Source organism: Veillonella parvula (assembly GCF_048309325.1).
Taxonomy (GTDB): Bacteria; Bacillota; Negativicutes; order Veillonellales; family Veillonellaceae; genus Veillonella; species Veillonella parvula_T.
This window is the reverse complement of sequence record NZ_DBFBTX010000005.1, coordinates 326,360-349,599: the sequence shown is the minus strand read 5'-3', so window position 1 is coordinate 349,599 and position 23,240 is coordinate 326,360. Positions and strand designations below refer to the sequence as shown.

26 protein-coding genes are annotated in these 23,240 nt (G+C 38.3%); 1 reads left to right on the top strand and 25 read right to left on the bottom strand.

Translation table 11 applies throughout. The annotated features are described in order from the left end of the window. Window positions 1-7: 7 nt before the first annotated feature. The 14 genes from gap to nth form a co-directional block, all read right to left on the bottom strand. The gene (gap, locus tag ACMKPP_RS06350) at window positions 8-1,018 is read right to left on the bottom strand and encodes a type I glyceraldehyde-3-phosphate dehydrogenase (protein WP_004697289.1); all 1,011 of its coding nucleotides are present in this window, start codon (window positions 1,016-1,018) and stop codon (window positions 8-10) included. A 67-nt stretch (window positions 1,019-1,085) separates the two neighbouring features. Continuing rightward, entirely contained in the window at window positions 1,086-2,111 is a 1,026-nt protein-coding gene (locus tag ACMKPP_RS06345) for a sugar-binding transcriptional regulator (RefSeq protein WP_279007581.1), read from the bottom strand. A 239-nt stretch (window positions 2,112-2,350) separates the two neighbouring features. Further along, the gene (gene upp, locus ACMKPP_RS06340; protein ID WP_008601199.1) at window positions 2,351-2,977 is read right to left on the bottom strand and encodes a uracil phosphoribosyltransferase; all 627 of its coding nucleotides are present in this window, start codon (window positions 2,975-2,977) and stop codon (window positions 2,351-2,353) included. 184 nt (window positions 2,978-3,161) lie between these two features. Beyond that, complete coding sequence (locus ACMKPP_RS06335; RefSeq protein WP_279007579.1) at window positions 3,162-4,394, bottom strand: serine hydroxymethyltransferase; 1,233 nt, start codon at window positions 4,392-4,394, stop codon at window positions 3,162-3,164. 46 nt (window positions 4,395-4,440) lie between these two features. After that, window positions 4,441-4,878, bottom strand: coding sequence for a ribose 5-phosphate isomerase B (gene rpiB / locus ACMKPP_RS06330; protein WP_004696955.1), 438 nt, complete (start codon window positions 4,876-4,878; stop codon window positions 4,441-4,443). A gap of 11 nt (window positions 4,879-4,889) precedes the next feature. Next, complete coding sequence (locus ACMKPP_RS06325; RefSeq protein ID WP_118091298.1) at window positions 4,890-5,336, bottom strand: low molecular weight protein arginine phosphatase; 447 nt, start codon at window positions 5,334-5,336, stop codon at window positions 4,890-4,892. A 112-nt stretch (window positions 5,337-5,448) separates the two neighbouring features. Beyond that, complete coding sequence (locus ACMKPP_RS06320; protein ID WP_279007577.1) at window positions 5,449-6,480, bottom strand: L-threonylcarbamoyladenylate synthase; 1,032 nt, start codon at window positions 6,478-6,480, stop codon at window positions 5,449-5,451. Window position 6,481: 1 nt separating this feature from the next. After that, on the bottom strand, window positions 6,482-7,351 hold the full coding sequence (gene prmC / locus ACMKPP_RS06315) for a peptide chain release factor N(5)-glutamine methyltransferase (protein ID WP_279007575.1): 870 nt from the start codon (window positions 7,349-7,351) through the stop codon (window positions 6,482-6,484). Beyond that, window positions 7,344-8,426, bottom strand: coding sequence for a peptide chain release factor 1 (prfA, locus tag ACMKPP_RS06310; protein ID WP_004697261.1), 1,083 nt, complete (start codon window positions 8,424-8,426; stop codon window positions 7,344-7,346). The genes prmC and prfA overlap by 8 nt, the downstream gene beginning before the upstream one ends. A gap of 2 nt (window positions 8,427-8,428) precedes the next feature. Continuing rightward, window positions 8,429-9,334: a DUF1385 domain-containing protein gene (locus ACMKPP_RS06305; RefSeq protein ID WP_008601206.1), complete on the bottom strand. Its 906-nt coding sequence runs from the start codon at window positions 9,332-9,334 to the stop codon at window positions 8,429-8,431. Between the two features lie 57 nt (window positions 9,335-9,391). Further along, a complete protein-coding gene (gene rpmE / locus ACMKPP_RS06300; protein WP_004696185.1) occupies window positions 9,392-9,589 on the bottom strand; it encodes a 50S ribosomal protein L31 in 198 nt (65 codons plus the stop codon). A 79-nt stretch (window positions 9,590-9,668) separates the two neighbouring features. Further along, a complete protein-coding gene (locus ACMKPP_RS06295) occupies window positions 9,669-9,938 on the bottom strand; it encodes a YdbC family protein (RefSeq protein WP_004696187.1) in 270 nt (89 codons plus the stop codon). Window positions 9,939-10,042: 104 nt separating this feature from the next. Then, window positions 10,043-11,488: a hypothetical protein gene (locus ACMKPP_RS06290; protein WP_279007572.1), complete on the bottom strand. Its 1,446-nt coding sequence runs from the start codon at window positions 11,486-11,488 to the stop codon at window positions 10,043-10,045. Between the two features lies 1 nt (window position 11,489). Next, window positions 11,490-12,125: an endonuclease III gene (gene nth / locus ACMKPP_RS06285; protein ID WP_060919735.1), complete on the bottom strand. Its 636-nt coding sequence runs from the start codon at window positions 12,123-12,125 to the stop codon at window positions 11,490-11,492. Window positions 12,126-12,248: 123 nt separating this feature from the next. Here nth and ACMKPP_RS06280 point away from each other — a divergent pair, with 123 nt between their 5' ends. Continuing rightward, entirely contained in the window at window positions 12,249-12,518 is a 270-nt protein-coding gene (locus ACMKPP_RS06280; RefSeq protein WP_060919736.1) for a DUF896 domain-containing protein, read from the top strand. A 116-nt stretch (window positions 12,519-12,634) separates the two neighbouring features. Here the strand turns inward: ACMKPP_RS06280 and ACMKPP_RS06275 are convergent, their stop codons facing one another. From ACMKPP_RS06275 to murC, 11 genes are all read right to left on the bottom strand, one after another. Further along, on the bottom strand, window positions 12,635-13,687 hold the full coding sequence (locus ACMKPP_RS06275; protein WP_418369472.1) for an ABC transporter substrate-binding protein: 1,053 nt from the start codon (window positions 13,685-13,687) through the stop codon (window positions 12,635-12,637). Window positions 13,688-13,689: 2 nt separating this feature from the next. Beyond that, the gene (locus ACMKPP_RS06270; protein WP_060919738.1) at window positions 13,690-14,490 is read right to left on the bottom strand and encodes an ABC transporter ATP-binding protein; all 801 of its coding nucleotides are present in this window, start codon (window positions 14,488-14,490) and stop codon (window positions 13,690-13,692) included. Continuing rightward, window positions 14,490-15,494, bottom strand: coding sequence for a FecCD family ABC transporter permease (locus tag ACMKPP_RS06265; RefSeq protein WP_060919739.1), 1,005 nt, complete (start codon window positions 15,492-15,494; stop codon window positions 14,490-14,492). Before ACMKPP_RS06265 ends, ACMKPP_RS06270 begins: the two co-directional genes overlap by 1 nt. A 153-nt stretch (window positions 15,495-15,647) precedes the next feature. Continuing rightward, window positions 15,648-16,895, bottom strand: coding sequence for an aminotransferase class I/II-fold pyridoxal phosphate-dependent enzyme (locus ACMKPP_RS06260; RefSeq protein ID WP_195395119.1), 1,248 nt, complete (start codon window positions 16,893-16,895; stop codon window positions 15,648-15,650). A 248-nt stretch (window positions 16,896-17,143) separates the two neighbouring features. Further along, window positions 17,144-17,713 carry an outer membrane beta-barrel protein gene (locus ACMKPP_RS06255; protein ID WP_004696198.1) on the bottom strand — a complete coding sequence of 190 codons (570 nt, stop codon included), beginning with the start codon at window positions 17,711-17,713 and terminating at the stop codon, window positions 17,144-17,146. Between the two features lie 80 nt (window positions 17,714-17,793). Continuing rightward, window positions 17,794-18,834, bottom strand: coding sequence for a cell division protein FtsZ (ftsZ, locus tag ACMKPP_RS06250; protein ID WP_004697140.1), 1,041 nt, complete (start codon window positions 18,832-18,834; stop codon window positions 17,794-17,796). 138 nt (window positions 18,835-18,972) lie between these two features. Further along, window positions 18,973-19,317, bottom strand: coding sequence for a small basic family protein (locus tag ACMKPP_RS06245; protein WP_004696202.1), 345 nt, complete (start codon window positions 19,315-19,317; stop codon window positions 18,973-18,975). Further along, the gene (locus ACMKPP_RS06240) at window positions 19,314-20,009 is read right to left on the bottom strand and encodes a DUF881 domain-containing protein (protein ID WP_060919741.1); all 696 of its coding nucleotides are present in this window, start codon (window positions 20,007-20,009) and stop codon (window positions 19,314-19,316) included. The genes ACMKPP_RS06245 and ACMKPP_RS06240 overlap by 4 nt, the downstream gene beginning before the upstream one ends. Then, complete coding sequence (locus tag ACMKPP_RS06235) at window positions 20,010-20,891, bottom strand: cell division protein FtsQ/DivIB (protein WP_021148270.1); 882 nt, start codon at window positions 20,889-20,891, stop codon at window positions 20,010-20,012. It abuts the gene before it with no gap. Window positions 20,892-20,919: 28 nt separating this feature from the next. Next, entirely contained in the window at window positions 20,920-21,852 is a 933-nt protein-coding gene (locus ACMKPP_RS06230) for a D-alanine--D-alanine ligase family protein (RefSeq protein WP_120055309.1), read from the bottom strand. Next, the gene (murC, locus tag ACMKPP_RS06225) at window positions 21,849-23,231 is read right to left on the bottom strand and encodes a UDP-N-acetylmuramate--L-alanine ligase (protein ID WP_004696210.1); all 1,383 of its coding nucleotides are present in this window, start codon (window positions 23,229-23,231) and stop codon (window positions 21,849-21,851) included. The genes ACMKPP_RS06230 and murC overlap by 4 nt, the downstream gene beginning before the upstream one ends. Window positions 23,232-23,240: the final 9 nt, after the last annotated feature.

Below are 23,240 nucleotides of genomic sequence, written 5' to 3'. Positions count from 1 at the left end.
CTCCTGATTATAAGCCTTTGCTTGCTACAAATGCGGCCATGTCGATAAGACGTTCAGAGTAACCCCATTCATTGTCATACCAAGAAACAACTTTTACCATGTTGCCATCCATAACCATTGTCAAATCAGCATCAACAATGGAGCTACGAGGATCAGAGCTGAAATCACAGGATACCAATGGCACATCAGATACACCAAGAATACCTTTTAATTCACCAGCTGCTGCTTTGCGGAATGCTTCGTTGATTTCTTCTTTAGTAGCCGGTTTTTCAAGTTCGCAAACAAGATCCGTAGCAGATACGTCTGGAGTAGGAACGCGCAATGCAAAACCATCTAATTTACCTTTTAATTGAGGCAATACTTTAGCAACAGCTTTCGCTGCACCAGTTGTTGTAGGAATGATGGACATTGCTGCAGCACGAGCACGGCGAGGGTCTTTATGACGTGCATCAAGAATTTTTTGGTCATTTGTGTAGGAATGAATTGTAGTCATCATACCGCGTTTGATACCGAATTCATCACATAATACTTTAGCAAATGGAGCCAAGCAATTTGTTGTACAAGATGCATTAGAGATAATGTGATGTTTTGCAGGATCATACATATCTTGGTTAACGCCCATAACCATAGTTAAGTCTTCGTTTTTACCAGGTGCAGAGATTAATACTTTTTTTACAGTAGGTTGATTCAAATGAACCTTTGCTTCCTCTGCATCACGGTATTTACCAGTACATTCCATAACAATTTCTACGCCTTCTTCAGACCAAGGTAATTTAGAAGCATCGCGGTCATGGAATACACGGATTTTTTTACCATCAACGTAGATATTTTCTTCATCAAATGTTACTTCATTAGGAATTGTACCGTGTACGGAATCATATTTCAACAATAATGCAGTACCTTCATTATCACCAGTTGCATTAATTGCCACTACATCCACATCAGGATTATTAATCGCTGCGCGAACTACACATTTACCGATACGACCAAAACCGTTAATACCAACTTTTACTGCCATTGTTAGATCCTCCTAATAACAAAAATTCTAACCAAATTCAAACTAAAATTTATAACTACTAATTCGCCTATAAGGCAGAAATTTGTAACAATTGACGCATACCTTCGGCTGCTTGCTCATCAATGATAAGTATCCCTTTCTGGCAAGCTCGCATCACACCTATAATAGCGCTCGCTTTTTCTTGTCCGCCAGCTACAGCAATAACATTGGGAACCTTTACTACATCGGGAAGTGATAAACCAATATTATTAGTAGAATAAATTAACTTACCCTTAATGTCACAATATTGGCCAAGTGCTTCACCTACCGCATGATTATCTACCAACTGCTTACGCACATCATCGGCAATATGGCGCTGATCCGCCATGCGCATTGCAGTACCAATACCAAATAATAGTACGTCAGTCCTACTAATGAGGTCTCCAATTTCTTTAATTTGTGGTTCACAAGTCATGAGCATATGTAATGAGTCTTGTGAAAGTCCATCAGGTAAATGGAGCATCTTATAGGAACCACTTAGTCGTTCAGCAAGCACCGAAGCAATTACATTAGCTTGGTATTCCACTACTTCACCAACGCCACCACGGGCTGGTACCACAGTAGGATTGAAAGGTAAGATAGGCATTTCTTCAGCTATTGCTGCCATGGTGCTACCGCCACTGATGGCTACTACTGCATTAGGTTTCAATAGGTCTTGCAATAACTTTGCCGCTGTAAAGCCTAACTTTTTAACCATCAAGGTTCCTTCTGTAGGTGTAATAACAACTCTATCGATATGAAGTGCTTCAGTCAATCGATGTTCTAGCTCGTTAATACGATCTAGCTCATTTAAAAAATTTCGTAACTTTGGAACAATTGCATGACCCTCATCAGTGAGAAAAATCCCTGGTTTATAAATGTCTACAAGACCATTAGCACGCATTAACTCAATATGACTTCGTACGGTTCGCTCTGGAAGATCCGTTGCTGTAGCTAATGTTCTACGGCCTATAGGCTCTTCATAAACAAGGTGGTTTAGTATTTTGTATCGCTCCTTCAATACGCTAACAATTTCAGGAACAATACGTTCACATATCATTAGAAATTCGTTCATCGGGTCCCTCCTTTACCCGTTGGGATTACATGAATCGTTTTTCGTCCCATGTGAACAAAATCCGTCCCACCTAAAATAAAAAAATACTTTTACACTTGTATTGTATACCTTATGTAATTTTTATTCAACCCTAAATAAGAGAAAACGACATACGCCTTAGATAATTTGTTATTATTTCAAATCTAATAATATGTCGTCATGTCCCCTTATTATATTCTAATATGTCGTTTTATTGTATTTTATTTTGTACCGAAGATACGGTCACCAGCATCCCCTAAGCCAGGTAAGATGTAACCATGATCATTAAGTTTTTCGTCGAGGGCCGCTACATAAATAGGAACATCAGGATGTTCTTTATTTACAGCCTCTACACCTTCGGGAGCAGCTACTAAGCACATTAATTTAATATGTTTAGCACCTTTTTCTTTTAGCAATGTAATCGCTGCGGCTGCACTACCACCAGTAGCAAGCATTGGATCAGTTACGATGAAGTCGCGTTCCCCTACGTCAGATGGTAGTTTACAGTAGTATTCTACTGGTTTCAAAGTTTCAGGATCACGGTACAAACCAATATGACCAACTTTTGCAGTTGGAATTAAACTAAGCATACCATTTACCATACCTAGACCAGCGCGAAGAATTGGAATAATACCCAGTTTTTTACCTGCAATTCGTTTGCCAGTCATTTTAGTTAGTGGTGTTTCTACCTCCACATCCTCAAGTGGTAAGTTGCGTGTAATTTCATACCCCATCAACATAGTAATTTCATCAAGTAGTTCTCTGAAATCTTTAGAGCCTGTTTGTACGTCACGCATCAATGTAACTTTGTGTTGAATCAATGGATGTGTCATAACATTAACTTTCATGACTGTCCTCCTATAAAACAATATACATATCCCATTCTAGCGATTAACTATCATATTTACTCTATCACAGATTAGAAAATCATGCCATAAAAATATTGAAAGGGATGTGCCGATGGCACACCCCTTTTACACTACCTATAAACTTATAGGACTATAAATATATATTTAATATTAATACAATCGATTAGTACAATGGATACGCTTCACAAAGTGCAGCAACACGTTTACTAGCTTCTTCATGGACCGATTTATCCTCAGGATTTTTAAGAACCACTGCAATAATATCGGCAATTTCTTCCATATCTTTCACTTGCAAACCACGCGTTGTAAGAGCTGGCGTACCAAGACGAATACCGCTTGTTACAAATGGGCTAGCTGGATCAAATGGAATTGTATTTTTATTACATGTAATACCTACTTCATCGAGTAAGTGTTCAGCTTCTTTACCAGTTAAACCAGTATTACGAACATCTACAAGCATAACATGAGTATCTGTACCGCCAGAAACAATTGTTAAGCCCTCTTCTTGTAATGCTGCAGCCAGCGCTTTTGCATTGTCGATGACTTGTTGTGCATATACTTTGAACTCAGGTTGTAAAGCTTCACCAAATGCTACAGCTTTAGCAGCGATAACATGCATCAAAGGACCACCTTGGATGCCAGGGAAGATAGCTTTATCGATTGCTTTAGCATACTTTTCTTTGCAAAGAATCATACCACCACGAGGGCCACGCAATGTTTTATGAGTTGTTGTAGTAACGATATCTGCATATTCCACAGGGTTTGGATGTAAACCAGCTGCTACAAGTCCAGCAAAGTGAGCCATATCTACCATGAAAATAGCATCTACTTCGTGTGCCACTTCAGCCATTTTCTTAAAGTCGATTTGACGGCTATAAGCACTACCACCAGCGATAATCAACTTAGGTTTTGCTTCTAATACAATTTTACGGAACTCATCGTAGTCGATTTGTTGTGTTTCAGCATCTACACCATAAGGTACTACATTGAAATATGTACCAGATACGTTAACTGGAGAACCATGAGTCAAATGACCGCCGTGGGACAAGTTCATACCCACAATAGTATCACCTGGTTGTAATAATGCGAAATACACGCCAAAGTTTGCTTGAGAACCAGAGTGAGGTTGTACATTAGCATGTTCTGCACCGAACAGGCGTTTTGCACGTTCGATAGCCAATGTTTCAATAACATCAACATTTTCACAACCGCCATAATAGCGTTTGCCAGGATACCCTTCTGCATATTTGTTAGTCAATACGCTACCTTGAGCTTCCATTACAGCTTGAGAAACAAAATTTTCAGAAGCAATCATTTCTAATTTATCGCGTTGGCGTGCTAACTCTTGGTTGATAACAGCTTGAATATTAGGGTCTTGTTTTTCTAAGAAACTCATGAGTATCCTCCTCATATAGAACAACTATCTATAAAGTAATGATGTATTATTTCTCTAATGCTTTTATTTTCTCTACACGACGTGCATGACGTCCACCTTCAAACTCAGTTTCCATAAAAATGGTTACAATATCGTTAGCAAGGCCTGGTCCAATAACGCGTTCACCCATAGTAAGGATGTTCGCATCATTATGTTCACGACATGCGTGAGCAGAAAATGTATCATGACAAAGAGCAGCGCGAATGCCCGCTATCTTATTTGCTGCAATACCGATACCGATACCCGTACCACAAATCAAAATACCGCGATCTGCTTGACCAGATACAACTGCATTTGCTACAGGTACTGCAATATCAGGATAGTCGCAAGACTCAGCTGAATAACAACCAAAATCCTCTACTTCATGTCCCAATGCACTCAATACCTCTTTAACAGATTCCTTCAGATTTAATCCGCCATGATCACAACCGATTGCAACTTTCATAATTTCATCTCCTACGCCTTCTGAGGCACTGATGTAAGACCAGCCTCTACTAAGTGATAAATTTGTTCCGCACATTGATTATATACGGTTTGGTCAGATCCATATGGGTCCGTAACATCACCATCTAGACCACCCCACTCGGAAATTGTTTTAATTTTACCTTCCTCAAAGGGGAATTGGCGAAGTAGTACAGATTTGTGATCTTTCGTCATACCAAGAATAAGATCTGCTGCATTTACGAGTTCCATCGTTAAGGGTCTCGATTCATGGTTGGAAATATCTGCAATGGAACGGACAGCTACTACGGCTTGTTCAGTTGGTTTTGCTCCATAAGCGGCAAATAAACCAGCTGATACAGTTGTAACATCCTTATGTTTCTCCACTGCAAGGGCCCGTGTAATACCTTCAGCCATTGGGCTGCGGCAAGTGTTACCGGTACATACAAATAAAATATTCATAATAACATCCTTACTCAATCACATTTTGTGATTACTTTATACATTATAGCAAATCTATCCAATATGTAAAGACATTTTTCTATTATCAGTGGACATCTTTATGCTAGTAAATTTACTTATAAATGATATGATGACTCGATGCTTTTTCCATTCGATTCATAATGGCAACACCAAAACCATCATCATCAACACCTTCTGCTAGGATTAGCGTAACATGATTTTCATTAAAATGTAATAGACTTTTATAAAAGTCGTGCCCCAATGCTAATGCATCTCCATGATGGCCAAAACAATGGCACATAAATTGTCCATCCTCTTTAATCAAGTTATACGTTTCATGACTTACCAAACACCCTATGGGACCTTCTATACCTTCTGAAAGCGCCTTAAACATAGATGCTATGTCCTCTGGATTACCTACAACAACCGTCATAGGTGCATCAGGTGCATAATGCGTATATTTCATCCCGGGAGCCTTTGGCTTAGTGGTAGCATTAACTAGAGCAGTATCATACTCAACTGTAGACACAACACCTTCAAGTTGAGCTTTTGTAATTCCACCAGGTCTCAATATAATGACCTTATCATCATGGACTTCTACAACAGTAGACTCTACACCAATCGTACATGAACCAGCATCTAAAATATAGGAAATACGACCCTTCATATCATGGTAAACATCTTGTGCTGTTGTAGGACTTGGACGTCCAGATATATTGGCACTAGGAGCCGCTACAGGTACACCGGCACGTTCTAATAATGCGCGGCATACCTTATGATCAGGGCAACGCAACGCCACACGAGGTAAGCCACCTGTAGCACGATCTGGCACTAAATCAGATTTAGGCAATGTAATCGTTAATGGCCCTGGCCAGAATGCATCCATTAAGGCTTGCGCCGTAGCAGAAATTTCTGTTACTAAAGGTTTTATGCTTTCACTATTAGGAACATGCAAAATGAGTGGATTATCAGAAGGCCGTCCTTTGGCAGCATAGATTTTATCCATCGCCTCTGGATCTAGACCATTAGCACCTAAACCGTATACAGTTTCGGTTGGTATAGATATCAATTCACCATTGCGCAAAGCACGGGCCAAAGTATCTATATCTTGTTCTGATGGATTTGTAATGATTTTAGTATCCATATTAGCCCTCATATACAGCTGTCACTACGCGGTTATGACCACCGAGGTCAGCTATAAATTGAATATTCGAATATTGACCTGTTTCTTGCAATAAAGCACCTACCTCTTTTGCTTGGTCAAAGCCTATTTCAAACACCACACGGCCATTAGCGTTTAAATAATTTCTACATTCTTTAGCTAAGATTCGATAAAATTGAAGTCCATCCTCTCCACCAAATAATGCAATATGAGGCTCATTTAATACATCCGGAGACAACATCTTTAAATCACCAGTTCGAATGTATGGAGGATTAGAAACAATAAGATCAAATTTCTTCTCTTTTCCATATAAAGTGGAGAACATATCTGATTCCATAAATTGTACTCGGTCAGCTAAATTAAAGGACTCACCATTTTCGCGTGCCACCGGTAAAGCATCTGTAGAGATATCTAAACCAACACCACTAGCATTTGGCAAATAATGTAATAGACTTAGTAATATTGTCCCAGGGCCTGTACATACATCAAGAATACGCACATTACTATCTTTTGGATAAGTACCTAGTACATGCTCAATCAAGGTTTCCGTATCAGGTCGTGGAATCAATACCTTATCATTCACCTTAAAGGTCAACCCCATAAAGTCCTTTTCCCCAATGATAGCCGCTACACAATGCCCCTTAGCCCGTTGTTGAACGAGAGGCCTAAAGGCATCGAGCTCGTCTTGAATAAGCGGTTGGTCATAATGGGTATATAGATAAATCCGATCTTTACCTAAAACGTGAGAAAGCAGTACTTCCCCATCAAGTCGAGGTGTATCCATCTCCTTGCTTTGAAAGTACTGCTCTGTCCACTGGAGAATACGACCGATTGTCCAAATCTCCTTATGCATTTGTATTAGCCTCCTGCATTTTTGCCGCTTGGTCTGCAGCATTTAAGGCTTGAATAATTTCATCAAGATCGCCATTTAAAATAGCATCTAATTTATATAATGTTAAATTAATACGATGATCTGTGACGCGACCTTGTGGGTAGTTATAGGTGCGAATACGTTCACTACGATCACCTGTGCCGACTTGACTCTTACGATCTGCAGCCATACTAGAAATGGCCTCTTGTTCAGCTTGATCCTGTAACTTAGCACGCAATACACGCATAGCTTTTTCACGGTTTTGTAATTGAGATCGTTGATCTTGACATGCTACAACGATACCAGATGGTAAGTGTGTAATACGAACAGCAGACTCAGTTTTATTGATATGCTGACCACCGGCACCACTCGCACGATATGTATCAATTTTTAAATCTTTTTCATTAACTTCAATATCAACATCTTCCATCTCTGGCAATACGGCTACTGTAACTGTAGATGTATGTACACGGCCTTGTGTTTCTGTAGCCGGTACACGTTGTACACGATGTACACCAGATTCAAATTTCATTTTAGAGTATACATTTTCACCATCCACAGAGAAAATAACCTCTTTAAAGCCACCAAGCTCTGGTTCATTAGCATCGATAATCTCACAACGCCAGCCTTGGCTTTCCGCATATTTTGTGTACATGCGGAACAAGTCGCCTGCAAATAATGCAGCTTCATCACCGCCAGCGCCCCCGCGAATCTCAATGATAATATTTTTATCATCATTAGGATCCTTAGGCAATAATAGAACTTGCAACTTTTCTTCCAATTCCTCTTTTTGAGGTTTTAACTCTTTCAATTCCTCTTGAGCCATTTCTCGGAATTCTTCGTCCATGGATTTATCTTCAATAACTTCCATAGCTTCATCAATACCAGATAAAACTTTTTTGTAAGTACGGAACGTTTCAACGGTTTCAGATAATTGAGCATGTTGACGGGTCAATTTACGCCATTCATCTTGGCGAGCAATGACCTCTGGGTCACTAATACGCTGCTCAAGATCCATAAATTTATCTTCAATAACTTGTAATTTATCAACTAACATGTTTATTCCTCTTCATATGCGTCACTCTCAGGCGGACGGACCTCTTCTAAAGCTCGTATAGCAACTTCAATTTGATCATCTTCTGGTTCACGCGTTGTCATATATTGTAACGCAAGACCTGGTTTAATAAGAGCTTTCACAAAAGAATGATCGCTACGTCCAGCAAGACGAATCACCTCGTACGCAATACCAGCTACTACAGGCATAAGGAGTACGCGGCTCACGATACGTTCCAACAAATTGGGCCAACCCAAGAAAGCAAATACAAAGATACTAACTACCATAACAATAAGTAAGAAGTTTGTACCACATCGCGCATGTAAGCGACTTTGTTGGCGAACGTTTTCTACAGTTAAAGGCAAATCTAATTCATAAGTATGAATCGTTTTATGCTCTGCCCCATGATATTGGAAAACTCGTTGAATATCCTTCGTAAGACCAATCCCCCAAATATAAAGTAAGAAAAGTACTAAACGAATGACACCTTCAATGAGATTTAATACTATATGATTATCCTGTACACCAGGAATGAATTTTACGATAAATGTAGGCAATGCCAAAAACACAGCTATCGCAAACAGTGTAGAAATGACCATGGTAATGGCGATTTCACTATTAGACATTTCTTCCTCTTCATCGCCAGCAGCCTTAGCGGAGAAGGATAAAGCCTTCATGCCTATCACTAGAGATTCATAGAGAGCTACACAGCCACGAAGAAATGGTTTTTTCAATATTGGATATGTGTCAGCAATGGACTTTGTAGCTTCTTTTTGAACTACAATAGTTCCCGCAGGCTCACGTACGGCAGTTGCCGTATAGCCAGGGCCTCTCATCATGACACCTTCGATCACAGCCTGTCCTCCGACAAACTTTTTTATACGTTCTCTGTTCACAAGATCTCCTCTCATAAACAAATATAGGCAGAGCCAACAGCCCTGCCAATACATGTTACATTACAAAACAAATTATTTGCCGTAACGTTTGTTAAATTGTTCAATACGACCACGAGCTTGAGCCGCACGTTGTTGACCAGTGAAGAACGGATGGCATTTGGAGCAAACGTCTACACGAAGGTCTTCTTTTACAGAGCCAGTTTTGAATGTGTTGCCACAACCGCAAGTTACTGTAGCTTCTTTATAGTCTGGATGAATACCTTGTTTCATTCTATACACCTCTTTCCAGCAATCAATATTATTCTTATAGATTATAGCATGACACCTGCACAAATGCAAGTAACCAATACTATTCCTTGGACGCTTGCTTTTCTTCAATAGCCTCAGCTAAAATAGCTTCCAAGTCACTTTCGTTGAGGATGTCACGCAATGCAATAAGCTCCTCTAAAGAAAGGGTAATACCTTTTTTCATGCTTGTATATTCACTATCCCAAGCACGAAGATCAAACTTAGGATTGTATTTTCCCCAACTAGTACATGTTAATTGTTTTTTCCAACCATCTTTATCTTCAGATAAAGTACCAATAACCTTGAAGATTTCAAAATTAATAACTGCCATAGGTCCTCCTTTCTTACATATTCATATGCTATGTTTCGTATCTACTATATTTAGTAGTTTATATTTTTTAGGATACGATATATTTTAAACCAAAATTATATGATTTACAATTCTTTTTTATAGTCACTATAATCTTCAATATCAATAGAAGCTGTAGGTGGCATAACTTGTGCACCTAATGAATCTACGGTCTCTTTCCAACTCCTTGTAGCCTCCGTAACAGCCTTGATATATGCCTCGTCAGCAGCCTGTACAGATTTAATTAGTTGGGCTTCATCCTTTACATCTAATACGCGACGACGTACGCTACTAAGCATATAGCCAAAGGATTCATCTGTTTGAACGAGCATGGAGATTTCTTGAATCAATGTTTGACCCGTAGTGCTGCAGAAATAGGCATACCACATATATGCTAATTCAGCATCTGGGAACATCCAGTACATATCATCTACAGGCGCTTCTGTCGTAATATCTACATCAATATAATCAGTATGACGTTTAAAAGTAAGAAAATAAGCTCCACTTTCAATAAGAGCAGTGCGACCTAATTCAGATACACGGCTATCAATGCAATAAATACCATCTTGACCTAAGGCTACGTCCGTTTGACCGCCGGGCAACAAAATAGAGCGCAAGGACAAGCCATAATTTAATACCGTAAATACTGGCAATTGCGCAAATACGCCATGAGGTAATGGAATATAATTAATTGTTTTCCACTCATCCCCTACACGTTCACGAAGACCAACACGCATTTTTTTTACATCGTATTTACCATATACGATTTCATAAGCCCCTAATGGAGTCCATTCTCGTATAGCTTCTACTCGTTTTTGGTTCAAGAAAAATTGCAACGCCATATTATTTAAGCCCAATTGATTTTGTGCCATTGTAGCAGGTAAGAATAATTGAGCAGTCCCTTCTGGAACCAAGTTATGTAATCCGTTAGCGACCTCTTCTACAATATCTTCAGAGGATTGGAACATACCAACTGTGCCTGTAAAGATATGGTCAAAATAGCTACGATGAGGCCATTGATTAATGATTTGAGCCATCGGATATAAACGTGTCAAAATGCTATAACACACGGGAGATGCCGTATACAGAACGACTTTTTTATCTTCATAAGATTGAAGAATCTCTTCAACCATGCCTGCATATTCTTCTACATAAGCATACAGAACCAATTCTCCCGTTTTACTATGAGCTTCGATACTTTCACGAACAGGAATTTCCCAAATAGTGCCTACATCTAGACCTTCTAAAATGCCTGTGTCACTAATAAAATCAAACAATTCCACTCTAAAGGATGGTCCATAAAGAGCTTGGAATGTATTCAAATCATATGGTACAGGACCAAAGGATTCTACTGTGGATTTTTCTGCTAACGCATATAAATCATCTGCCGTTACACCCCACTCACGGGAGCTAGCATTACTAGAAATCAATTGATCTAGCACTTTAAAACGCATTAACTCATTTACAATATCAATTCCCTCAATACCATGATTAGCACAAAGGGCAATAAATTCTTCGTTATTTACTTTCATATTAAACCTTTCCGGCTGAAGGACATAGATGATTTAAAAAACATTCATTACACAAAGGCTTACGAGCCTTACACACTCTACGGCCATGATAGATTAACCAGTGGTGTGCAGCAGCCCAGTCCTTTTTTGGAATTGCCTTTTGTAACTTTTGTTCCATCTCTTCCGGCGTCTTAGCAATACCTAATTTTAATCGGTTAGACACGCGAAATACATGTGTATCTACCGCAATGGCTGGTGTACCAAATAAAACGGATACCACAACATTTGCTGTTTTACGCCCCACACCAGGCAATTCAACGAGTTGATCAAACTCACGAGGCACCTCTCCATGATATTGTTCAACTAAAATTTGACAAGTAGCAATTAAGTTTTTTGCCTTGGACTTATAAAGGCCGCAATCTTTAATGAGAGTCTCTAACTTAGCAACTCCGATTGCAAGCATCTTTGCAGGATGATTAAGTTCTGGGAACAATCGTTTAGTAACAATATTAACTCGTTCATCCGTACATTGTGCAGACAAAACTACAGCAACTAATAATTCAAATTCATTTGTATACTCAAGGGCAGGTTTTGCATCAAAATAATGCTCTTGTAACAGTTTCAACTGCTCTGCCTTTATCGCTTTTGTTACACGCATACAGTTCTCCTTTCTCACCTGTGAAAGTACAGACGCGTACAACTTATATCTTACCATACGTATTCATTAAGTTCTATGTTATAATAAAACATGCTATTCTAATATAGAATACAGGAGGCGCATATGAGTCATATTAACGATACATTAAAACGAATAAATGAACTAGCTGCAAAGAAAAAATCTGGGCAAGAATTAACACCAGAGGAATTAGCAGAAAAAAAAGAATTATACGAAATCTACTTAAGCTTCATTCGTGGTCAAATTACAAGCACCTTGGATCGCGTTGAATTTGTAGACCCAGAAACAGGTGAAAGGACCGCTCCTAAACGAGCTCTAGAAGATTTAGCTAAAGAAGCTGACCAAGATATTAAAGAACATAAAGATATTCACTAAGACTACAAAAGCGTACGCATGAAGGATATTTCCTAATGCGTACGCTTTTGATTTTTATTTTTACTATTTTCGCTTCTAAATAAATAAAATATATTACTAGACTAGTATCAATATTTCTATTGAGGTCCTTCTCCAGCAATAATACGTTGTGCCTCAGCATCAGATAAATCATAGCGTAAGAAAGTCTTATAGAATAATTTTGTTTCTTTCACTAAATCAATATCATTAAATAATTGAGGTTGTATGATTTGACCTGCCCATAAGATTTGTAATGCAGACTCAGCACTGTAACGATCCCAGTTGAAAGTACCTACAGGATTGCTGTAAATACGACCGTTTTGTACTGCTTTAAGGCTTGCCCATTGTGGATCATTCTTAATCGCTTCAATACCTTTGCGTGATTGTGTACCACCAATAATGATAATATCAGGGTTAGCTTTAACGATTTCTTCCATTGTTACAGTAATTTGAGAACCTTTAGTAGTGATGGCATTTTTACCACCAGCGTAACGAATCCATTCATTGATAATTGTTTTATCGCCATCAACCTTTAATAAGTTGTCTCCACCTACAATATGTAATACAGATGGACGGTTAGCATCATCAATACTTTTTGTTCTATCTTCAGCAAATTTAATTTTACCATCTAAGTAAGCTAGGTATTGTTTTGCCATTTCAGGGGCTTTATCACCTAATACTTCAGCTGTAATATTAATAACTTTACATAATCCATCATAGTCTTGGAAGTTTACACGAACTGCTGGAATCCCTGCATTACGCGCCATTTCAATTTGATTCTTATTACTTGCTAATACAACTTGAGGTTTTAATTTTTGGATTTCTTCCATTTGTACATCAGTACCTTTTACAGGTGCTGGAATTTCTTTAATGCGTGGGTACACTTTAGCGAACCAAGGCAAGCCTTGAACAGAAGTTGTGGTAGACACTAATTTATCCGCACCACCAAGCATCAATACAACTTGATTATTGGCATGCCATAAATCGGCAACCTTTGTTATATCTTTAGGAATTGTTACATCTGTTCCATCGATATCCTTTACTACACGCGTAGCAGATTGATTACCTTGTGATGCATTCTCTGTGCCACATCCAGCTAACATGAATAGAGCCGTCATAAGGGCTAATAAAAATACAATAATACGCTTCATACTTACATTCCTTTCTGACCTAATTGAGGGATAACACATACAGTACGATTAACTGTATCGCTATAGAATAAGCTTAGCTTAGTCTTATAAATCTCCTCGAGCGCTTCTAAGGTCACATCACTAACAGAATTATAAAAATCTATAGTTCCACCACGACATAAACCAACACGGCTATTTAACAACAACGCCTGTTCCGGTAAATGTGTAGTGAAAATAATAGCATATCCTTGGGCGCGTAATTGATCAATTGTTTCTAAAACAATAACCTGATTACGTATATCTAAAGCAGATGTAGGCTCATCCATAAGTAATAAGCGTGTATCTTGTAACAAGGCACGACCTATAGCAACTAATTGCCGTTGACCACCACTTAAATCACGGCATGGTTTGTCCTTTAACGCCGTAATACCAAGCATGTCCATAATAGAATCTGTTTTTTCAAATTCCTCTTTACCTGGAGATGAGAACATGCCCGTTCGCAAGGTAGCACCAAAGGAGATATAATCTCGTACCGTATAAGCTATATCAGCCCCAATAATCTGTGGTACAAAAGCAATTAGCTTGGCCCGTTCCTTGATTGATGCAGTCATTAAGTCTACACCACTACAATAAATATGTCCTTGTTGAACATGATTAAAGCACATTAAACAGCTTAATAAGGTAGATTTGCCTACCCCATTCCTACCTAGTAACGCCAATGCATCACCAGCTTTTACAGAGAAGGATAAATCACTAAAAATATTAGGTTGGTTCTTATCATAGGCAAATGATATAGAATCAACGACGAGTTCAAATGAATCCATTAGAAGTACCTCCGTTGTTTATATAATACCCATGCAAAGAACGGTGTTCCAATAAAACCACATAAAATCCCAAGTGGAATCTCTGCAGTTGTTAAGGAACGAGCAAATAAATCAGCAATCATCAAAAAAGAAGCACTCACTAAAATCGTAGCAGGAATTAATTTTTTATGATCATTACCTACTAACATTCTAGATAAATGTGGTATAACAAGACCAACCCAGCCAATAGTGCCGCTAAGACATACAGCAGCAGCTGTAAGTAATGTAGAGATTCCAATAATAACTAGTCGCTCTCGATTGACATTAACGCCCAAACTTTGAGCCTCTTGATCAGAAAGAGACAAAATATTAAGTCTCCATCTTAAAGCTAATACTGCGATTGTGCCTATGATAATAATAGGCAATACATAAAGTAAATTATCCCACGTAACCTTTGCTAGGCTTCCCAACTGCCAATAAACAATATCTTGTAACTCTGTATCAGGATCTGCAATATATTTAAGCAAACCAATTATAGCAGCCATAAATCCAGAAACGATAATACCACATAATACTAGAACGATACGCGATTGATTCTGAATCAATTTAGGCAATAACAAGGTTAAACAAACCGCCAAAATACCACCCATAAAGGCTAGTATGGCAACGCCATATAACGAAAAGTGTAATAGTATGCCTATACATGCACCTACACTAGCGCCATGTGATACACCTAATAAATCTGGAGATACTAAATCGTTACGGAATACCCCTTGGTAGGCGGCACCAGAAACGGCTAATGCAATACCTACAGCAATAGCCCCTAATACACGGGGCAATCGTATCTCCATAACCACATTGTACATAGATGCATCCCAAGTGATGGGTAATACTAAAAATTTAGATAATAAAATATTAGTTACCTGATCTATAGGAATGAAAAAACGACCTATAACGAGAGAGGCCAGAAAAATACCAATACATATAACTAATGTTATACCCATTGTCCGTATATAATGTTGCATAAAATACCTCAACAAACAAAAACTTCATATATGCTACCTTTAACTATACAAGATTTTATATATTAAGAATAATTAGTTTTAATGATATATGTATAGAAAAAAGCCACTTGATATATGGATCAAGCAGCTTTTAGTATAAGTTTTACTTATCGATTATAATTTACCAAGACGTTTCATAGCAGTATAAATTTTTCCTGCGAGTCCTGTCATTTGCTTTTTAGGAATACCACAGGCAGCTATACGAATACCATTTGCTAATGCAATTACATAGATATGCTCTTTCTTCAACTCTTCACAGATAGCATTTGCAGAGTCTGTAGGGATTGTAATAAAGAACCCACCACGGTAAGGTAACATGGGAAGACCCACTTGTGCTGCTTCTTGTTTAAAGATATCAGCACGATCGCGAATTAATTGATAATAGCAATTGCGTTCAGCTTCATATTCCTTAAACTTAGCTGAATCAGCCACAATATTAGCCATTGCACGCATTGCAGGACGACAAATATTGGACCATGTGGCACGACTTGTAGATTTGTTAACTTCGAAAAACTCATCAGCTATTTCTTCATCGTCAGAAATCCCAATCATCGCACCAACACGCTGACCATACATAGTAAATCCTTTAGATAAGCTATAACACACACAGGTGAGAATTTCTTTTGGTAAATGACTAAATTTATTGAAGAACGCACGTACCTCATCTTTTTCACCAGAGTAATCAAGATATGCTACATCAATACCAATAATCACATTATTTCGACCAATAGCAACTAAATCCTTCAGGAAATTAAGGATAGAATCCCAATCTTTATCCTCAATAGAGTAGCCGGTTGGGTTATTACCAGGTGTATTAAAGATAACAACCACATTTGTTTGTTTAGCCGCCAATTCGTTTACACGATTTTGGAATGCTTCATGATTAAAGTTATTATGTTCATCAAATAAGGAATACGTAACTAGTGTACGTCCAGTATCACTACAAATAACACGGTATGCACCCCAGTACCAATCCGCTGTTAATACTTCATCACCAGGCTCTGTATAGTTATGAATCAAATGATGAATGCCACCAGTGCCACCTGCGGTAGCAATGCTACGAATATGTCCTTCTGGGCGGAAATTACCAAAACATTCTTTTTCAGCAGCACACAAAAAATCTGGAATGCCCGCAATTGGTGCATAACCAACATGTTCAGAATCCGAAAGACTCAAATATTCTTCTTTAACGGTCTTAAGAAAAACTAAGTTTCCCTCTTCATCATGAATAGCACCCAAAGTACCATTTACAACATTCTCACGGCCATTTTCTTTAGCATCGGCTTGAGCTTGGCCAGCAGTTACGAAGATTACGTCTTTTAATTTTTTTCCTTTTGCATGCTTTGCAGCAACACTTGTCATAACTAGCACCATCCTATCTGAAATGAATATTACATATTTATCATACCTAAACTAATTTAAATATACAACGTATATTCAGTAAATATATTGTATACATAGAAGATTTAACTAACTATTAGTAACTCACCACTTATTAAATATATATAGAATATATTAAGTACCTTATTTAGGAAAAATAATTAACAAATATACAATAAAACAGTAAATATATAAAAAAAGACCACTCAAAAGAGTGGTCATCATCATCCTTAGAAGGAATAGCCTACACCAGCGTGTAAACCTTTTGCAGTTTTATCATTGCTATCTACACTATATTTATCATAGCCATAGTATACATTCAAATCTACATCAGGGCGTACTTCATATTGAGCACCTACTTGATAAGTTTGCTTAATATCATTACCCCAACCAGCCTTAGCAAAGCCGTTTACTTTATTAGTCAAAGGTACATGACCGATAACACCAGCTTGGAAACCAAGTTCAGTATCATTTGTACGAATCGCAGTACCTGCACCATATAAATTTACATTTGGATGTACTTTATAAACCAATGCTAATTGATGATCTTTAATATCACCATTTTTTGCATTTAATTTATCGTAAGAGTATTGTAATGCGGCTTTATTGGAAAGGTCGTGTTGTAAAGAAACACCGAAACCATCATTACTATTGCCACCACCATTAGATACGTGTTGTTTAAAAGCATAATCAGCTTGTACCTTAGTGGATCCATCACTAATTTTCGTTACAGGAGCTGCAGCAAATGCACTACCGGCTACAACTGTAGCTGCTAAAGTTAATAATACTAATTTCTTCATTTTTACCTCCTATACACATACCAACGGTATGTCTTAATAAGTTACTAATCGATAGGTATAGTAATTATACAATCTATAAATTAGCGTTTCATGAATACAGGGATATCAGGGATACCACTGTTAGTATTTGTAGTGGATGCCGGACGGGATGTAGTTGTTGTTTTACCGAATTCAGGTACATTCTTAGTATTTGAATTAAAACCAGTTGCCACAACAGTAATTTGAACTGTATCGCCTAAGCTTTCATCGATAACGGAACCGAAGATAATATTTGCATCAGGATCCGCCGCTTCAGAAATAATTTCGGCAGCTTCATTAATTTCAAACAAGCTTAAGTTAGCACTACCGGAAATATTGAGTAAGATGCCTTTTGCACCATCGATAGATGTTTCCAACAATGGGCTATTAATAGCCATTTTAGCTGCGTCAGCAGCGCGGTTTTCACCTTCGCCAACGCCAATCCCCATCAATGCTTCGCCTTGTTCAGTCATGATAGTTTTAACATCTGCAAAGTCAAGATTGATCAAGCCAGGAACTTGAATCAAGTCTGAAATGCCCTTGATACCTTGGCGAAGTACATCATCAGCTGTACGGAATGCATCGCTTAAGGAACATTTTTTATCTACAACTTGCAACAATTTATCATTAGGAATAACGATAATAGTATCTACTTTTTGAGTCAAGAATTCAATGCCTTTTTCCGCTTGTGCACGACGGCGTTTACCTTCAAATGCGAACGGTTTAGTAACGACGCCGACTGTCAATGCACCGATTTCTTTAGCACATTCTGCAACGATAGGAGCAGCACCTGTACCAGTACCACCACCCATACCAGCAGTTACGAATACCATATCAGCACCTTCAAGAGCTTTTATAATTTCTTCGCGGCTTTCTTGAGCAGCCTCTTCACCGATTTGTGGATTTGCGCCTGCACCAAGACCTTTTGTAACCTTCTCGCCAATTTGAATCGTTACATCCGCTTTAGATAATTCAAGCACTTGGCTTTCAGTATTAGCGGATAAAAATTGAACACCTTTAAGATCGCTATCTACCATGCGATTAACAGCGTTATTACCGCCGCCACCAACACCGATAACTTTAATATTTGCAAAATCAGACATTGAACTTCCTCCTCTTATCGTTATCTATCGTATCAATATACGTCCCAATGTATCGATTTATATACTGACAATCTTATAACAATTACATTTATTTTACACTAAAATTTAAAAACTTTCCACTATATAGAATGTGATTTATTAGAATCGCTTAGTCATAATAATCTTTCGTATAGCGCCTACATTAATAAATACATGCAATCCAAAGCCAATAAGAGCTACGTAATATAGGTTAATTCCTATGAGGTCACCTACATATACAAGAATAACAGCTAACACAACATTTGAAAAGAACCCAAGCACAAAATTACTAAGATCAAAGGTTCGTTCCAATGCAGCACGGCTACCACCAAATACAGCATCTAGTGCAGCCAGAACAGCGACTGATGTGTAATTTGCATAACTTATAGGTATATGAAATGGTGAAAGCCACCCTAATGTAGTACCTACAATTAGACCAACAATGGCAAAGATATAAATATTCATTCTTTACCTCCTGTTTCATTAGGCTTTATATGCTCTTCTCTGAAGGTTCCTGTAAAAGCTGGAATAGCTATTTCATTTTCTTCCTTTATGGTTACCTTTATGCCCCAGTGTTTCAAGGAATCTACCACACCGCCTCGCATGGTGAGCGCAGAATTTAATGTTTTTGGATCACCAATCGCTTTAACTGTAAAAGGAGCCCCAAAAACCTTACCATTCACGGTAATAGTTGGACCAGAGCATCGTATTTCAGAAGTCCCTATGAGACGTTGATCATTGATAGCTATCGCCTCAGCCCCACCAGCTCGCAATTCATTAACAATACGTAAAATATCTTCATCATGAATTACATATAAATTAGGATTTTCACCACTTTGAATTGGCTTTAAGCTATCCTCGATTAATACACTAACACCCGTACCTTTAACATTAGTTAAAGCAGCTTTCATCATCAACTGTTCGTCTGCTTTAACATTGCCAGTAGCACCAGACTGTTTAAGCTCTTCTATTTGTTTTAACAATGCATCACGTTCACTTTGGGCCTCTCGCAATTGTACAGCTAAATCACCAGCTCGTTGTAAACGGATATTTTCTTCTATATTATCTTGAGTCATCTTATATTGGGTGACAACCATGAAACCCAATATACAACTGACTAAGGCTATTGCCCACCGTTCGTGTCTCACGACAATCATCTACCTTTTATCTTCAACATGACCTTGCTTATCTTGTTTTTTATCATCCTTCTTAGTAGATGAATCTTCTGTATTCTTTGTTCCAGGCTGATGCTTTTTAACTTCCGGTATTACATCAGTTTTTATATATGGCGATGAAACATTAACATCTATATATTGTACATTACTATGTGTTGTCTTAATATCTTGTAACATGGACTGAGTTAACTCGGCTTTTTTAGGTAAGTCTTTACTATCCCCTAATCTAATTTGCACCCCCGATACGGTATAAGCCATTATTGCATCAGGATCTCCTATATTGACTTCTGCAATATTCTTGAAGGTGCTCTCATCAAGAGAGTTCAAGTATTCAAGAGCCGCCAAAATGGGCTTATCCACAACGGTATCACCTAACAAAATATTTCCCGCCTTAACGCCTGATATCATCGGTACCGACGTATCTTGTATTGCAGGCTCTGATGCAATCACTTGACCTTTACTGTCAAGTGTTAAATAACCAAACTGAGCTGGTACAACTGCAACAGCCTTGCGTTCTATGACACGTACAACCATTGTAAATGGCAATTGATAACTAATTTGGGCCTCTTCAACCCGTAAGTCTTTCGCCAATCTAGTTTTTAATTTCTCTGTACTAATTTGCAATATATTTACAGGTTCATGAATATCCCCTGCTACCATTACATCTTGTACAGTTACCTTATCCGATCCTATAATTTTTAAGGATCCAAAAGGAATAGGTAGTGTAAACAATCCCACCAACACGAGAGTAACTGCACCACCGATTTTTAACACTCGTTTTCTAAATACAGCCCGTTCATCATGAACAGGTGTAGAAGACTGCATCTCCCCAGAGTTGGATGGATGGTATTGCTTATCATCCATAGATAACTCCTTATGTTCTATTCAGCCCTTAAAATTTCCCTATACTAGCTGTTAATAGAATCTTTTCACATAATGTTGGAAAGTCAATTCCCATTTCTTTAGCTGCCTTTGGTACTAAAGACGTTGCCGTCATACCTGGCACAGTATTGTATTCTAGAACATACATATTATCTGCATGATCTGTCATAATATCAACACGAATAACCCCACTGCCTTGTACTTCACGATACACAAGCTCCCCTATGCGCTGCATCTCAGCAGTCATTTCTTCACTAATAGGCGCAGGTACTAAATATTCTGTAGCACCTACAGTATATTTACTGGTATAGTCATACTCCCCAGAATGTGGACGGATTTCAATTACTGACAATGCCTTGCCGTCAAGAACGGATACTGTAAATTCGCGACCATCAAGAAATTGCTCTACTACAAGAATCGGATCATATTTTAGCGCTTCTGTAACAGCAGCCTCCAATTGTGCCTCATCACGAACAATGGTAACGCCAATACTAGAGCCTTGAGTAGCAGATTTCACCACTACAGGAATCGTAAACTGTTTACGAATATGTCCTATAATAGCTTCTGCAGATTCTAAATTACCATTAAAGGATTCAGAAGTAGCTGTTGGAATATTAGCCCCTTTGAAAACATCTTTGCTTACTTTTTTATTCATTCCTACCGCATGAGCCATGATGCCCGATCCAGTATATGGAATTTCTGCCATTTCAAGTAAGCCTTGTAATGCACCATCTTCACCATAACGACCGTGAATTGCATTAAATACAATCTCTCCACCTAAGGATTCAATGTCTCTTAAAACAGTACGAGGATTAAGTTCTAATGTTTGGGCATTATACCCTTTACTTTCGAGTGCTTCCGCAATAGCAGCGCCAGTACGACGAGATACTTCAGCCTCTTTGGAAGGGCCACCCATCAATACGATTATTTTTCTATCTTTCATTGTAAGCCTTCCTCCAATATAGCTAATAATTTAGGTCCATATTGATTAATAGAACCGGCACCCATTGTGATAACCAGATCGTTAGGTCGCACAATTTTTGCCAATACAGCCGGTATGTCATCAACAGATGGTACATAATGTACAACCTTATGTGTAGCAGCTTCAACAGCGTCAGGAATAGTACGTCCATCGATACCTGCAATCGGATCTTCACCAGAACTGTAAATATCTGTCATATATATTTCATCAGCACTTGTAAAAGCAGTGGCAAATTCATCTTTCAACAAGCTTGTACGTGTATACCGATGCGGTTGAAACACACAAATAACGCGATGTTTTTCAAGTTCTTTTGCTGCTCTTAAGGTCGCTTTAATTTCTGTTGGATGATGTGCATAATCATCGACAACCCAGACGCCAGCAACATGACCTTTTGTTTCAAAACGTCGTTTTGCACCGATAAATTTACCTAACGCTTTTGTAATAAAGCGATTTTCTACACCGCAACATTCATGAGCCACAATAAAGGCTGCCAATGAGTTTAATACATTATGTTCTCCAGGCACGCGCAAGCTGATACGGCTTATATTAATACCTTTATGATATACATCATATACCAAGGAAGAGTCCACATAATGAATATTTTTTGCTACATAATCATTATTATCCTCTAAACCATACGTAATAAAAGTACGTTTTACGCGGCTCATAACATAACGAATATTTTCATTATCACCACATACGATAGCCTTGCCCGCTTCTGGTAACGTTTCGACGAACTCACAGAAAGCGTTTAACAAGTTATCCATAGTCTTATAATGATCCATATGATCATCTTCAATATTAGTTATAACGATAGTATGTGGATGCAATTTTAAAAATGAACCATCGCTCTCATCCGCTTCCACAACTGAAAAATGGCCTTTCCCAAGGCAACTGCTACCTTTGAGATAATCTACTTCGCCACCGATAATTACCGTAGGGTCCGCATTAGCCTCCACTAAAATTTGTCCAATCATTGAAGTTGTAGATGTTTTACCATGCGCACCAGCTACTGCGATACCATCTGTTACATCTAATACAGCCTTTACAATATCAGAACGATGTAAAATGGTAATCCCTTGCTCTTTAGCGGCAACAATTTCAGGATTGTCTTCACGAATCGCTGTAGAACGAACTATAGCATCAACACCATTTACATATTCTTTATTATGACCGATATGCACTGTGGCACCCATATCTCTAAACTTAGAAATCACTGCAGATTCAGCAATATCTGAGCCAGATACATCATAACCTTTTTGAATCAAAATATTCGCTATCGCACGCATACCAGATCCACCAATACCGATAAGGTGAATTTTGTGAATACCGTCTAACATAAAACCTCT